Source organism: Neisseria sp. HMSC03D10 (genome assembly GCF_001807625.1).
GTDB classification, from domain to species: Bacteria; Pseudomonadota; Gammaproteobacteria; order Burkholderiales; family Neisseriaceae; genus Neisseria; species Neisseria mucosa.
The window spans coordinates 1-14709 of record NZ_KV789579.1; the positions used below are offsets into that span (position 1 = coordinate 1).

Genomic DNA, 14709 nt, shown 5'->3' on the forward strand with positions numbered 1-14709 from the left:
TACTGTCCTATTTTGATTTTAATTTACTATAAAATAAATTTTACTTGCTAAGCCAATATGCTAATATTTCTATCTGTTTCAGGAGATATATGATGATTATTGTGATGGGTAAGAATGCTTCTCAGGAGTCGGTAGAGGGGGTAATCGGGTTTATTCGTAATAAGGGGTTGAAAGAGCATATCTCTCGGGGGGAAGAGCGGACGATTATCGGTGCGGTTGGTGATGAGCGGGTGTTCCGTCCAAATGAATTGGAACGTCTGCCTGATGTGGAACGCGTTGTCCGGGTATTGAACGATTGGAAAATTATCAGCCGAGAGGCGGACGAGGAAGACGGCAGGATTGTTGTACGGGGTGTGATATTCGGCGGAGTGAAGCGGTTGGATATTACTGCCGATACGGATAGGGCGGAAGAGGCGGATGCAGTATTTGTCGATCCGTTTTACCTTCCTGCACGCCCTTATGAAAAAGTGGACGAGCAGCGTGAAAACTTACGGGTTCGGGCGATTGTTCAGGAAATTTCTGATTTGCAGAAAACAGGCAAGCCCGTCATTGTCCGTATCCGTGATGTGCGCCAGATAGATGAGGCCTTGTCTGCCGGAGCGGATATTTTGTATTTGGGCGGCAGTATGATGAACAATCGGACGCTTTTGGATGAGGTAGGTCGTCTGAATACGCCGGTAGTGTTGTGTAAAGACAAGCATCATCGCGTTGATGATTGGCTGATGGCGGCAGAACATATCGCTTTGCGCGGCAACAGCCACATTGTGCTCGGTGAAGCTGGGACACTCAGTTTTGAGCCGGAACATGCATACCGTTTGGATGTCGATGCCATCGTTCGGGTTAGGAAAGTGTGCCGTCTTCCGGTTATCGCCAATATTACCCGTCTGTGGCACAATGATATGCCTCAGGAAATATTGTATCGTTTGGCAGCGGCAGCAGGTGTGAACGGGATTATCAGCGGGTAGGAGATATATCCGGCAGTAGGGAATATGGTGATTGACTTGAAAATAAAAAAACAGAACAGCGAAAACTGTTCTGTTTTTTTGTTTTCAGACGACCTCATAGGTTTAGTCATTGGAGGGGTCGTCTGAAACTGCTTTACCTACTTGTTAAACATTCACGGTCTCGGCTACTTCGTTGTAGCTGTCGATTTCGTTGAAGTTCATGTAGCGGTAGATTTGGTCGCCCTGTTCGTTGATGATACCGATATTGGCTTGGTATTCTTCAACGGTCGGGATTTTGCCCAGTTTGGAGCAAATCGCTGCCAACTCTGCCGAGCCAAGGTAAACGAAGGTGTTTTTACCCAAGCGATTCGGGAAGTTACGAGTGGAAGTGGACATGACTGTCGCGCCTTCGTGTACTTGGGCTTGGTTACCCATACACAATGAGCAACCCGGCATTTCCATGCGCGCGCCCGCACGGCCGAGTACGCCGTAGTGGCCTTCGTCGGACAACTCTTTCGCGTCCATTTTGGTCGGCGGCGCCATCCACAGGCGAACGGGGATGTCGGACTTGCCTTCCAAGAGTTTGGAGGCGGCGCGGAAGTGGCCGATGTTGGTCATGCACGAACCGATGAACACTTCGTCGATTTTGGTGCCGGAACGTTCGGACATGAAGCATACGTCGTCGGGGTCGTTCGGGCAGGCGATAATCGGCTCTTTGATGTCGTCCATGTTGATTTCAATCACGGCGGCGTATTCGGCATCTTTATCCGCCTCGAGCAATTCGGGGTTTGCCAACCATGCTTCCATAGCCTTGATGCGGCGTTCCAAAGTGCGCGGGTCTTGATAGCCGTCAGCAATCATGTTTTTCATCAACACGACGTTGGATTTCATGTACTCGATAATCGGCTCTTTGTTGAGCTTCACGGTACAGCCGGCGGCGGAGCGTTCGGCGGATGCGTCGGTCAATTCAAAGGCTTGTTCCACTTTCAAATCAGGCAGACCTTCGATTTCGAGGATGCGGCCGGAGAAGATGTTTTTCTTACCGGCTTTGGCAACGGTCAGCAAACCTTGTTTAATCGCGTAAAGCGGAATGGCGTTCACCAAATCGCGCAGGGTTACGCCCGGTTGCAGTTTGCCGCTGAAGCGTACCAATACGGACTCAGGCATATCGAGCGGCATCACGCCGGTGGCTGCTGCGAAAGCAACCAGGCCGGAGCCTGCGGGGAAGGAAATACCGATAGGGAAACGGGTGTGGCTGTCGCCGCCGGTACCGACGGTATCAGGCAGCAGCAAGCGGTTGAGCCATGAGTGGATCACGCCGTCGCCCGGACGAAGAGCCACGCCGCCACGGGTAGAAATGAAGGCGGGCAGTTCTTTATGGGTTTTCACATCGACAGGTTTCGGATAAGCCGCGGTGTGGCAGAAAGACTGCATCACCATATCGGCGGAGAAGCCCAAACAAGCCAAGTCTTTCAACTCGTCGCGGGTCATCGGACCGGTGGTGTCTTGCGAGCCGACCGTCGTCATGCGCGGTTCGCAATAAGTACCCGGGCGTACGCCTTGTCCTTCCGGCAGACCGCAGGCGCGACCGACCATTTTTTGCGCCAACGTGAAACCGGCTTTGCTTTCGGCAGGTGCTTGAGGCAGACGGAATTCGGTGGAAGCAGGCAGTTTCAACGCTTCGCGCGCTTTGGCGGTCAGACCTCGACCGATAATCAGGTTGATACGGCCGCCGGCTTGCACTTCGTCCAGCAATACTTGAGATTTCAGGCTGAACTCGGCAACGGTTTCGCCGTTTTTCACGATTTTGCCTTCATAAGGCAGGATATCGACGACATCGCCCATTTTCAGCGCGGAAACATCGACTTCAATCGGCAACGCGCCAGAGTCTTCTTGAGTATTGAAGAAAATCGGCGCGATTTTTCCACCCAAACATACGCCGCCGAAGCGTTTGTTCGGTACGAACGGAATGTCTTCGCCGGTATGCCAAATCACAGAGTTGGTCGCGGATTTGCGTGAAGAACCGGTACCGACCACGTCGCCGACATAGGCAACGGGATGACCTTTGGCTTTGAGTTCTTCCAACAATTTAATCGGACCGACTTCGCCCGGTTTGTCGGGCGTGATGCCGTCGCGCGGGTTTTTCAGCATCGCCAGCGCGTGCAGCGGAATGTCGGGACGGCTCCACGCGTCAGGCGCGGGAGAAAGGTCGTCTGTATTGGTTTCGCCGTCAACTTTGAAGACGGTAACAGTGATTTTTTCGGGAACTTTGGCGCGCGAGGTGAACCATTCGGCATCCGCCCAAGATTGCAAAACTTCCTGCGCGTATTTGTTGCCTTTTTCGGCTTTTTCCTGAACGTCGTGGAAAGAATCGAACATCAGAAGCGTATGTTTCAAACCTTTGGCAGCGATGTGCGCGAGTTTGTCGTTGTCCAAGAGTTCGATTAAGGCATGAATGTTGTAACCGCCGAGCATTGTACCTAAAAGTTCGGTCGCATATTCGGGGGAAATCAGCGGGCTGGATGCGCTGCCTTCGGCAACGGCAGCCAGGAATGAGGCTTTGACTTTGGCGGCATCGTCCACACCGGGCGGAACACGGTGGGCAAGCAGTTCAACCAAGAATTCACCTTCGCCTGCGGGCGGGTTTTTCAGCAGCTCGACCAAATCGGCGGTTTGCTGCGCGTTCAAAGGGAGGGGCGGGATACCGAGGGCAGCACGCTCGGCGGCGGCTTTGCGATAGGCTTCTAACATCTCTTTGTTCCTTTTTTCTGTTTTTCTTCTATCCGTTGCAAATGATTTGCAATCAAAGAATTGTAAACAATCCTTTTAGGTATCATAGACCAGTTTGGCAAAAATTGGAATATTTATGTTATCGGATGTAATAGGTGTTTGCTATTGAAACGAATTATCTTGAAAAATACGAAAAGGTCGTCTGAAAACAGGGTTTCAGACGACCTTTTATGTTTTATCGGAATGACCGGTTCATTCTTTTACCGGGCGTTTGCCTGATATTCGCTTCCGTCTTCACGCAGGAGCTTGGGCTGTTCGCCTTTCTCAATGACGTTTTTACCGATGACAACTTTGGTCACGCCTTTCAAATCAGGCAGTTGATACATGGTATCCAACAGGCAACGTTCAACGATGGAGCGCAGGCCGCGCGCGCCGGTTTTGCGTTCCATTGCCTGACGGGCGATGCTGCGCAAGGCTTCTTCTTCAAATTCCAATTCGACATTTTCCATGCCGAACAGGGTTTGATATTGTTTCACCAAGGCATTTTTCGGCTTGGTCAAAATGTTGACCAATGCGTCTTCGTCCAATTCCGCCAGCGTAGCGATAACGGGCAGACGGCCGATTAACTCGGGAATCAGACCGAATTTAATCAAGTCTTCAGGCTCAACGATTTCAAACAATCCGGTAATGTCGGCATTTTCGTCCTTGCTGTGAACGGACGCGCCAAAACCGATACCGCCTTTTTCAGTACGCTGACGGATCACTTTTTCCAAGCCTGCAAACGCGCCGCCGCAGATAAACAGGATGTTCGTCGTATCGACGTTGATAAATTCCTGATTCGGATGTTTGCGGCCGCCTTGGGGCGGAACGCTGGCAACCGTACCTTCAATCAGTTTCAGCAAGGCTTGTTGCACGCCCTCGCCGGATACGTCGCGGGTAATCGACGGGTTGTCGCTTTTACGCGAGATTTTGTCGATTTCGTCGATATAAACGATGCCGCGCTGGGCTTTTTCGACATCAAAATCGCATTTGCCCAAAAGCTTGGTAATGATTTGTTCGACGTCTTCACCGACATAACCCGCTTCAGTCAGTGTGGTCGCGTCCGCCATGACGAACGGTACGTCCAGTTTGCGCGCTAAAGACTGCGCCAACAGGGTTTTACCCGAACCGGTCGGACCGATAAGCAGGATGTTGGATTTCGACAATTCGACGTTGCCGTTGGCTTTGGGATGGCGCAGGCGTTTGTAATGGTTGTACACCGACACCGCCAAGGCTTTCTTGGCTTGTTCCTGACCGATAACGTGATCGTTGAGGTTGGCGACGATTTCGGCAGGCGTGGGCAGCTTGTTGTTCGGATGGGACGCATCCGTTGCAGATTTGTCTGCGGAGAGGTCGTCTGAACTTTGCAGCATCACGCCGCAAGTTTCTACACATTCGTTACAGATAAAAGCGTTTTCGCCTTCAATCAGGTTTTTGACTTCATGCTCGGATTTTCCGCAAAACGAGCAGGAGCGTTTTTCTTCAGTCATAATTTATCTTCTGTTTTCAAGCAATATCGGCAAACCGTCATCCGAATGCTGCGGGAACGGTTTTCGGCAAAGTCGGTAAGTATAATCAGTATCTTAAGGTTTATCAAATACCGTATGGCAAGCTGTTGGGCGTAAGGTTTTCAGACGACCCTCCGACGCGTGGCAACACGCCACAATTTCCCATCCTTAAGATTGTTTCCAATTTGGGAAAAAGATGCAAACAAACGCAAAAAAACCATATTGAACTTTACATTTTGTTGTATTTTAAGCAAAATATCTCCTTTAATAATTCAATTGTCTTAAATTCTACTGGTTGAAGTATGTCGGTTATGAAATTTTATAAAACACTGAGTGCCGCCTGTTTGGGTATGGTGTTGACTGTCGCCGCCGCCCCTGCCGCTGCAGACGATATGGACGTTTTGGGTCAATTTTTGGAACAAAATTTTCCAACCCAAAATGACCCGATGGAAGCTTTCGCATTAAGCCACGCACAAAAAATCGAGGCTCAGGCGATGATGGCGGGGCCGCTTTTGACATCGCAGGCTGCTTTGATTTTCAACAACAAAACAGGTGAAATCCTGTATCAGAAAAACGCAGATCGCGTGATGCCGATTGCGTCCATTTCCAAACTGATGAGCGCGATGGTCGTTTTGGACGCACGTTTGGATATGAACGAGCGCATTACCATTACTCCTGATGAAATCGACCGCCTGAAAGGCACAGGCAGCCGCCTTGCAGTCGGCACAACACTGACGCGCGGCGAATTGCTGCACCTGAGTCTGATGAGCAGCGAAAACCGCGCAACACACGCGCTGGGCCGCACCTATCCGGGCGGTATGTCGGCGTTTGTTGCTGCCATGAATGCCAAAGCGCAAAGCCTGGGCATGTATAGCAGCCGTTTCTACGAACCTACCGGTCTGAATTTCCAAAACGTATCAACCGCCAACGATTTAAACCGTATGGTCGCTGCGGCTAGCAAATATCCGCTCATCAGCAAAAACTCAACCTCCAACTACGGCTCGGTTTGGACGGCAAACGGCCGCCAAAACTATAAAAACTCCAACGCCCTCGTGCGCGAAGGCAGCTGGAACATCGAGCTTCAGAAAACCGGTTATATCCGCGAAGCAGGACGTTCGATGGTGGTTAAGGCAAATGTTCAAAACCAACCGATTACCATCGTATTGCTGAACTCGCCGACTTCGACAACCCGCGTAAACGACGCGCGTAAGATCGAATCTTGGATGTTGCAGCGCCGCTCTTAAAATATTTGTTATGCCGTCTGAAAACCAGGCGGCATTTTATTTTTTATTTTATGGTCAGTGGGTGAAAACGGAAGGCGTTTTGTACGGTTTTGGTTTCAATCTTTTATCGGGCATCAAGGAATTTTTGAAATGAACAAAATCAATAAAAAGTACGGATTATGGCTCGGGGTTGCGGCGTTGGCGGGCTGTACTTCCGTCGCCGATATGGTCGGATATGATACGGCTGCTTTGAATGAGGGAGCCGAGCGAAACTATACGCAGGTTGTACAAAAAGCGCGCAGCCAAAATGCGCTGGATGTCAGCTCTCTAACGGCGCAGCGTGTTCATCGGGTGTTTTCCCGACTGGTTCCGTATGCCAACCGCGCCAACCGTACCGGTATACCTTTTAATTGGCAGATGAACGTTATCCGCAGCAACGAGTTGAATGCTTGGGCGATGCCGGGCGGAAAAATGGCGGTATATACCGGCATGGTCGAACGTTTGCAACTGACGGATGATGAAATCGCCGCAGTCATCGGGCATGAAATGACCCATGCCCTGCTCGAACACAGCAAAAAAGCCATCGGAGGTCAGGTATTGACCGGCTTGGGCGGTTCTATTTTGGCAGGTGCCGTCGGTTTGGACGGAAATTTGGTCGGCGTTGGAACAGATTTATTGGCAACCAAACCTTTTTCGCGTCATCAGGAAAGCGAGGCAGATGCGGGAGGCGTCCGCCTGATGGCTCAGGCAGGTTACAATCCGCAGGCGGCAATCAGCGTATGGGAAAAAATGAATAGGGCGCAAGGCGGCAGTCAGGTTGCCATCTTGTCAACCCATCCCGCCAACAATACCCGTATCGAAGCAATACGAAGGATGTTGCCGGAAGTTATGCCTGTTTATCACCAAAACAAACGCTGATATTTTGTGTTGATGGATATTTTCAAACTGTTTTAGAGGTCGTCTGAAAACCGAGTATCCAATTAATAGAGATATTTGGATAGTAAAAGGAAAACATGTGATTAAGCCGATTATTTTAAGCCTCGCGGCTGTAACTACTTTGGCAGCTTGCAATGCTCTTGAGAAAGAAAGTGTACCGATGACCGGTATGCCCAATCCGGCTTCAGAATTTTGTGTGAAGCAGGGCGGTAAGTTGGAAATCAAAAAAGACAAGGATGGCGGAGAGTATGGAATGTGCCATCTGCCTGACGGTACCATTGTGGAAGAGTGGGCGTATTTCCGTCAACACAACAAATAAGCAGCAAGAGTTAAAAAGGTCGTCTGAAACATATGTTCAGACGACCTTTTTATATGCGGAGATCTTTGCAATAAGATGAGTTGAGACCTTTGAGAATATATTGAAAAAGCCGGCAAACATTATGTTTGTCGGCTTTTTAGTCAGCACAGTATTAAGAATGCTGATGGTTGGATTTAGAACTTATAACTGATGGTAAACAGCAAAGTCCTGCCACGCGCATAGTTATTCAGGACGGAGCGTGTCGTGCCGCCATATTTGCCATTGCATAAACCGTTGGCATCACATTCGACTTCTTCGTCATCTAAACCGCCTTTTCTTTCAAATACGCTGAAATAGCGCTGAGTTGCGGCATCATTTGCAGCATCCAAAGGATCGATATAGCGTTTATTGAACGCATTTTGAATGTCGAAACGAAGGATAAGGTTTTTCTTCGGTTCGTAATTGGCATAGAAATCAAAAATCAGCGGCTGTCTGTTGATGCTTTCTGTTTTTTTGATCGCCCTTCTGCCCATTTGGTGTGAAGAGTAGGTGTTGGCACCGGTTGTACCGTCAACAAATTCTTCCTCAGTCGTCGCCCGTGTACTTTTGCCGTAATAGCGCATAATGCCGCCGATGGTCAATTTGTTGCCTAACCAGCGGGAACCCAATTCAAACCGCCCGTAATCTCGGGGCAAGCGGGAAATTTTGCTTAAGCCGTAACCTTGTTTGATCTGGTCTTCTTTAGAAGAGTTACGGGGCGACTCGCTGGCATCGCTATAATTGGTCGGCTGGTTGGTTTTTTGATATGCGTAAGACAGGGTTGAAAAAAAGCGGCCAAAATCATAGTTCATTTCCACTTCCAAACCATTTTTATGGACAGGTTTGGCATAGTTTCGATGCTGGATAGAGTATTGCAGGCCGGTACTGGTTACCCAGCTGGGTGCTTTATCCAAATCCCACCATTTGCCATAAACATTGTGAATATAGTTGTTTATCCTGCTGCGATAGGCGACCAGTTTGAAACCCAATACATCATCCGGCTTGAAAATCCCTTTTTTGAAGGTATTGAAGCCTATTTGGTAAGTATTGGCCTGTTCCGGCTTAAGGGCGGTATTGACGCCCGAGTCGCCGATTTGTGAAAAATACATTTCTTGAATATTTGGCATTCTATGCGTACGCGAATAGCTGATAAACGGCATAAAGTAGTCGTTGACATTGATGTTTAATGCTAACGAATGGTTTACCGCATGCTTTTTACCGGATTTGGTATAAACCGGTTCGTAAAGGTCGCAGCTTGGCGTGCAATGCTGTTTATAAATTTCAGAATCTTCTCCAAATGCTTTTTTAAAATCTTCTTGGGTATTGAAGTAGTCGGTATATTCGCCTTTGTAGCGGTAGTTGACCATATTGGTGCTGTAATTCAATTGATAAATGCCTTTTTTCAAGGAAGTATCAAAATAGAACGTATTGAATTTTTGCTGGCCTGAAGGTTGTAATATAGTTGATTTTTGAGGAAATATTCCTTTGTCGCCTTTGAAGCGGCCTAAAAAGCTGTACAGGCCGGCATCTTGATCGGGGCCGTCGTAAAACAGGCTCAGCTCTTCCGGAAAGCGGTTTTTACTGTATTGGTTTTTAAAGAAATTGAAACCGACGGTGGCTTTTAAATCTGTTTTGTTGGGAAGGTTGAAAGAGAAGCGGTTGTTGATATCCAAAAGATTGGCTGTGTTTTTGGTTTCCAAATAATCCAGCAGCCCCCATCCTGAAAAACGTGAGTTTTTCGGATATTTTTGTTTGCCCAGATTATGGGCGGCCAATACGTTTAAATCGACATAATCGCCAATGTTTAAATTGTAATTGGCTTGGTAGCTGCGATTTTCTACTTTGCGGCTGCCGATACGGTTGTTCATGGTACGAAGCTGAAGATCCAGCTTGTTGTTGTCGTTTTCGTATTCCACTTTGACCAAATGACTGTTTGAGCGTTGTTGCAGGCTGCTAGGGTCGATAGGTGTCAGATCCCATTGCGGTGCCAAATTCTCTTTCCAGCTTCTTTCCAAATCATCGACATAATCTCTTTGCAAAACCTCAGGATCGTTATATTTTTTGGAGAAAGGGTATTCCCAATAGCTTTTACCCACTGCGTTGCGCTTGGAAAAGTCGCGAACCCAACGATTTTGCCCTTGGTCGAATTTCAATAAGTTGCTTTCAAAATATTCTTGTTTTTTACGGTCCAAATATTCTTCGCCAAAATTGCCGATACGCTGACCGCCACCGCCTACTTTATAGTTTTGCTCGACATTACGGTGGCTGTAACCATATAACGCGCCAAGGCGCGCACCGCTGTCAAACCATTTTTGTACCGCTCCGGTTGCCATAAAATTGCTTTTTGTGCTGTTTGTGCCGGTCAATCCTTTGGTTAAAAGGCCGAAGGTATGGTTTCCGTGTACTACATCGTCCACCCGTAAAGTACGGAAATTGGCTGTACCGGATAAGGTATTGATGCCGTTGGCACCCGAGAAACTGCCTTTGGTTACATCCACACCGGCAATAAAATTGGGATCCAGTGCCGTACCGAATTGCGAAGAGCTGCCGCTGCGTCCGGCATCGGCAGAAGTGGAATAGAAGGTTTGGGTGACGCCGTCAACCATCGTATTGACGCGTCCCAAACCGCTATCGCCACGAATATTGACCGCCAATACCCCCGATCCCTTGTCTTGTTGGGTGAAGACGCCGGGCATGCTCCGCACGATGGCATCGATGTTTTCGCTGGATTGATAAACGCGTTCACGCGAACTTTTGGCTTGGCCTTCGGTAAAAACTTTTTTCTCTTTGGCAATGTATTTGCCTTTGACTTGAATTTCATCAAGCTCTTGAGTTGAAACCTCGTCTTCTGCGTGTGCGATACTTGTTATAGCCAGTAAAGATAATGTCAGTAGGTTTAATTTGAAATTCGGATTCATAATAGTTACCTCAGAAACGAAGTCCGTTACTTTATAACATATTATTAAACTTTACAAATATTTTGATAATGAATTTCATTAATTAAAAAATAAAGCGGATTTTTGTTTTAGGAGATAACCCAAACGCATATGCTGAATATGGTTGAAAAGATAAAGCGGGTCTGAATTTGAATTCGATTAGCCGGGAAGAGGGAGCATTCAATTGGATTTAAACAGACGGAAGAAGAAAATTTGATTGCAATATGTGAATTGGGCCGTCGGGTTAAAATGAAACCGGCAAAAAACGTGAAATGCAAAATATAAAGTCAATATAGAAAGGTTTGAATTCAGTTGAAGCAAAGACCGATCTTTGCAAAATTCTTCTTTCCCTGACAGCCGAAACCCAAACACGGGTTTTCGGTTGCAGGGGAAAAGGGATTTTTTGCAAAGGTTTCGGTTGTATTTCGGCAACTGTTTTTGAAACATTTGCCCTTTCGAATTTCCAATGGATTCCAGTTTGGTGAATGACGGCGGAAGTGAGGGTTTTAAAAACAGGTTTACCAGGGAAGAGGTCGTCTGAAACGATGAATTCACGTTTTCAGACGACCTCTTCCGATTTGCAGCTTCTATGCCGCATCGGACGATTCTTCCTTGACCGCTTCCAGCAGCGGTATCAGCAGCTCTTCCACCAATCTTTGGAACAACGCTCCTTCTACCGGCTCGGTGTCTTCGTTGCCGAACACTAAGGCGACTTCGGTATAGTCTTTTTGCCCTTTGCTGACTTTATTGCCGTGATAGCTTTCCCTGGCTTTGTTCAGGGCATCTTCCCAGCTCTGTTTTTTGCCGTAGGCTTCGGCGGCGGCGAGGCTGGTTTTCGCGAAGAAAGGCAGCGGGCGCGTTTGTCCGAGGTTGAAGAACGTCAGCCATTTTTGCAGCATTTGTTGCGCTTGGCTGCCGGATATTTCGGGATAAAGCGTTGTTTCTTCAGGCTGAACGATATGGGTTTGGCGGGTTTCTGTTTCAGACGACCCTACCGCCGACCCTACTGCGCAAAAGATTAAATGTTCGAGCAGGAGGGCGATGCGCTGCGGGGCGTTGGGTTTGCGGTCGAGATAGAACACTTGGCCGCATTGGTACAGGTTGCCGAGGCTGCCTTGCAGGGTTTGCCCGTCGAACTGGATTTCGTAGGCAAAGGGCGGCAGTTTGGGGCTTTGCAGCAATGCGCCGTCTATGCGTTTGGCGGCGGCTTGGAAATTCTGCTGCCACAATTTACCCAGTTCACCGGCGGGCAACAGGCTTTCGGCGTCGAGGCGGACGGCGGTTTCTTGAAAGTCTTGGTTGTGGCGGCGGGCGTCAAGGTAGGCGGCGGCGATTTTGTCGGCGCGTTGCGGCTCGAAGGGTTCGGCGGATTCCCATGCTTCGTCGCGGTAGGGTTCGCGCCAACCCAAGGTTTGTTGCAGCCATGCTTTGACGGGATTTTTCCAGAAGCGGATGAAGTCGTCCTGCCAGACGGTCGGTGCGGGGGTGTTTTCTTCGAGGGCTTCGCTGAAAAACGGACGCGCCTGTTCGCGCGGGCGGTTGAGGGCTTCGGCGTAGTCCTGCCGCGTGCTGAAGAGGTCGTCTGAAATTTTGTCTGCAATGAAATAGCGGTGTGAGAACGGTTGCAGGGGATGTTGTTCGACCCAGTGTTCCGCCAGCTCTTTACTGCGCCGTCCGGTCATGGCGGCGACGGTGTCGATGAGTTCGCTGACGAGGGCGGACGGGGCGAGTTCGTCGTCGTTGCGGATGCTGCGGCCGACGTAGGAGAGATAAAGGATGTCGCGCGCGCTGATGATGGCTTCGAGGAAAAGGTAGCGGTCGTCGTCGCGGCGGGCGCGGTCGCCTTTTTGCGGGTGTTTGGCAATCAGGTCGAATACGGCGGCTTTGGTGTTGCGCGGGAAATCGCCGTCGTTCAACCCCAAGAGGCAGATAACTTTAAACGGCAGGCTCCTCATCGGCACCATGCTGCAAAAGGTGATGCCGCCGCGCAGGAATCCTGCTTGGCTTTCGCTGCCTAAGAAGCGGCGGATGTGGCGGATGACGGTATGTTGCGGCAAAGTACCGCGAAAGCCTGCCAATGCGGTTTCTTCCTGCCATTTTGCCAACGCCTGCTCAAACTGCTGCAAGGCGTATTGGTCGTCGGCATCGGGCAGGAATAATAACTGCACCAAATCGCGGCAGCGTTCCGTCCATTCTTCCGCCGCTGCGGGTTTGCGCCACTCGGCGGCGAGGCGCGACAGTGTGCGGATGAAGGCGGCAAAGCGGCCGAACACATCGAGGCGGTTGACATCGCCGTGCCACGCGCTGACGTTTTGCCAGAGCGGGCTGCCGTCGTCGGGCAGCATCCAGCCCAATACGATGCGTTCCAACGCCTGCTGCCAAGTGAACAGATTGTCCGCCGCGCCGCGCATCGTTCCGTCCAAACCCCAATGCACGTTCAATTCGGCAATGGTGTCGTGCAGCAGCGGCAAATCGTCCGCCGTCAGCCCGAAACGGCGCAGCACCAAACTGCTTTCCAACAGCGGCAGCACTTTATCGACTTCAAACCGGCTTTCCAACAAATCCAGCGTCTGCTCCAGCGAGTAAAGCAGCGGCTGGCGGCGGCTGAGTTTCACGTCCGACACCGAATACGGCAAAGCCTGCGCCCCTCCCTGCGCCTGCCCGAACACCGCTTCGATAAACGGGCTGTACGGCTCGATGTTCGGCGTCAAAACGGCAATATCGTGCGGCTGCCAGTCGGGATGTTCGTGCAGAATCCGCAACAGCTTGTCTTTCAAAATCTGCAATTCGCGCAGGGGGCTGTGTGCCGAAACGATACGGACGGAGCCGTCGTCCAGCAAATCCGCGCGGCTGTTTTCAGACGGCATACACAGGTTTTGAATGTCGTTTTGCAGGCAATGCAGCAGCGTGTCGTCTGACACTTCTTCAAACACAGGCTGCTCCTCCAAGCCGATTTCCGTCAGAAAATCAAAAAAATCACGCCCCTGCTTGCCCAGCGACGCCAAGAGCGGATGCCCCGTCTGCGACAAATCCGCATCGTCGCCGCCCTTCAAAAGCTGCGCCGCCTCAATCACATTGCCCCAATACTGCCCGCTCGGATTGAGCGCGAACACAAACACATCGCAATGTTCCGAAATTTTCTGCAAAAGCTGCAAATACATCGGCGCCATCGTCGAAATGCCAAACACGAAAAACCGCTCGGGCAGGTGCGCCTTATCCAAAGACGACAGCAGCTTTTCCCACAACGCCACACGGTGCGGCGCGGATTGGTTGCCGTCGTCCAAATAGCGCCAAAGCTGCGCCTGCCAGACCTCGTCGTCGCCCAGCCACAGAAGTTTGCCTTCCTGCCAGGCATCAATCCACTGCGGCCGGTACACCAGATACTGGTCGAAAATATCCGCCAACTGCCCCGCCAACTGATAATCCGCCGACTCACCGCTGCCCAAATAGCTTTGCAAGACAGAACGGACGTTTTCAAATTCAGAGGTCGTCTGAAAACGCTCGCTGCGGAACAAATCCAACAGCCGCCAGCGCATTACCTCCGGCGAAAACGGACTGAGCGCGGGAATATCGGGAATCAGCTTCTGCATCAACTGCCACGTCAAACCCGCCGGCAGGCTGAATTGCAAATTCGCCGCCACCCCCAGTTCGCGCGCCAGATACACACTCAAATAACGCCGCATCCCCTGACTCTGCACCACAATCTGTTCCGCCGCCAAAGCAGACTCAAGCGGCCTGACCCTTTGGATTCCGGCAAACAGGGCGGCTAGCGATTCGAGGCGGTTGGACTGGTAGAGGTAGAACATGGCGGGAGTAGGGCGGTGGATAATAAACGGGATTATATAGTGGATTGCAATAGAAAATACCTGCGCGTGAATATCGGTACAGGTATTTTTATTTGGATCGACAGGATATGGGCTTATCGGCTGATGACGGCTGTTTTACCGGATCTGTTTTAGGGATTGAATAAGTAACGGAGAGAGATGGGTTTAAAGTCGTCTGAAAATGTTTCAGACGACCTTAAATGTAGAAACCAGTAGCGTTGTTTACAGTATT

At 50.1% G+C, this 14709-nt stretch carries 8 protein-coding genes; 4 read left to right on the plus strand and 4 right to left on the minus strand.

Features of this window, described 5'->3' with window-relative positions; genetic code table 11:
* Positions 1–92 precede the first annotated feature (92 nt).
* Entirely contained in the window at positions 93–965 is an 873-nt protein-coding gene (locus tag HMPREF3066_RS08670) for a chorismate mutase (protein WP_070442205.1), read from the plus strand.
* 144 nt (positions 966–1109) lie between these two features.
* Here HMPREF3066_RS08670 and acnB read toward each other — a convergent pair whose 3' ends face one another.
* Together acnB and clpX are read right to left on the minus strand one after the other, a co-directional pair.
* Positions 1110–3695, minus strand: a complete 2586-nt coding sequence (acnB, locus tag HMPREF3066_RS08675; protein ID WP_070442180.1) for a bifunctional aconitate hydratase 2/2-methylisocitrate dehydratase — start codon at positions 3693–3695, stop codon at positions 1110–1112.
* Between the two features lie 239 nt (positions 3696–3934).
* Positions 3935–5203 (minus strand): ATP-dependent Clp protease ATP-binding subunit ClpX, encoded by a 1269-nt coding sequence (clpX, locus tag HMPREF3066_RS08680; protein ID WP_070442184.1) that lies wholly within the window; start codon positions 5201–5203, stop codon positions 3935–3937.
* A 368-nt stretch (positions 5204–5571) separates the two neighbouring features.
* On the opposite strand from clpX, the gene HMPREF3066_RS08685 reads away from it, so the two are divergent.
* The 3 genes from HMPREF3066_RS08685 to HMPREF3066_RS08695 all read left to right on the plus strand — a co-directional run bounded on the left by HMPREF3066_RS08685 (position 5572) and on the right by HMPREF3066_RS08695 (position 7699).
* The gene (locus HMPREF3066_RS08685; RefSeq protein WP_472685065.1) at positions 5572–6465 is read left to right on the plus strand and encodes a serine hydrolase; all 894 of its coding nucleotides are present in this window, start codon (positions 5572–5574) and stop codon (positions 6463–6465) included.
* A 129-nt stretch (positions 6466–6594) separates the two neighbouring features.
* Positions 6595–7362: a M48 family metallopeptidase gene (locus HMPREF3066_RS08690; protein ID WP_070442192.1), complete on the plus strand. Its 768-nt coding sequence runs from the start codon at positions 6595–6597 to the stop codon at positions 7360–7362.
* A gap of 97 nt (positions 7363–7459) precedes the next feature.
* Positions 7460–7699 (plus strand): putative hemolysin, encoded by a 240-nt coding sequence (locus HMPREF3066_RS08695; protein WP_070442195.1) that lies wholly within the window; start codon positions 7460–7462, stop codon positions 7697–7699.
* 173 nt (positions 7700–7872) lie between these two features.
* On the opposite strand, the gene HMPREF3066_RS08700 is transcribed toward HMPREF3066_RS08695, so the two are convergent.
* On the minus strand, positions 7873–10635 hold the full coding sequence (locus HMPREF3066_RS08700) for a TonB-dependent receptor domain-containing protein (protein WP_070442199.1): 2763 nt from the start codon (positions 10633–10635) through the stop codon (positions 7873–7875).
* 605 nt (positions 10636–11240) lie between these two features.
* Entirely contained in the window at positions 11241–14459 is a 3219-nt protein-coding gene (recC, locus tag HMPREF3066_RS08705; RefSeq protein ID WP_070442202.1) for an exodeoxyribonuclease V subunit gamma, read from the minus strand.
* Between the last annotated feature and the right edge of the window lie 250 nt (positions 14460–14709).

Coding starts and splice junctions, on each gene's coding strand:
- HMPREF3066_RS08670 (WP_070442205.1), top strand. CDS start 93: ATGATTATTGTGATGGGTAAGAATGCTTCTCAGGAGTCGGTAGAGGGG.
- acnB (WP_070442180.1), bottom strand. CDS start 3,695: ATGTTAGAAGCCTATCGCAAAGCCGCCGCCGAGCGTGCTGCCCTCGGT.
- clpX (WP_070442184.1), bottom strand. CDS start 5,203: ATGACTGAAGAAAAACGCTCCTGCTCGTTTTGCGGAAAATCCGAGCAT.
- HMPREF3066_RS08685 (WP_472685065.1), top strand. CDS start 5,572: ATGGTGTTGACTGTCGCCGCCGCCCCTGCCGCTGCAGACGATATGGAC.
- HMPREF3066_RS08690 (WP_070442192.1), top strand. CDS start 6,595: ATGAACAAAATCAATAAAAAGTACGGATTATGGCTCGGGGTTGCGGCG.
- HMPREF3066_RS08700 (WP_070442199.1), bottom strand. CDS start 10,635: ATGAATCCGAATTTCAAATTAAACCTACTGACATTATCTTTACTGGCT.
- recC (WP_070442202.1), bottom strand. CDS start 14,459: ATGTTCTACCTCTACCAGTCCAACCGCCTCGAATCGCTAGCCGCCCTG.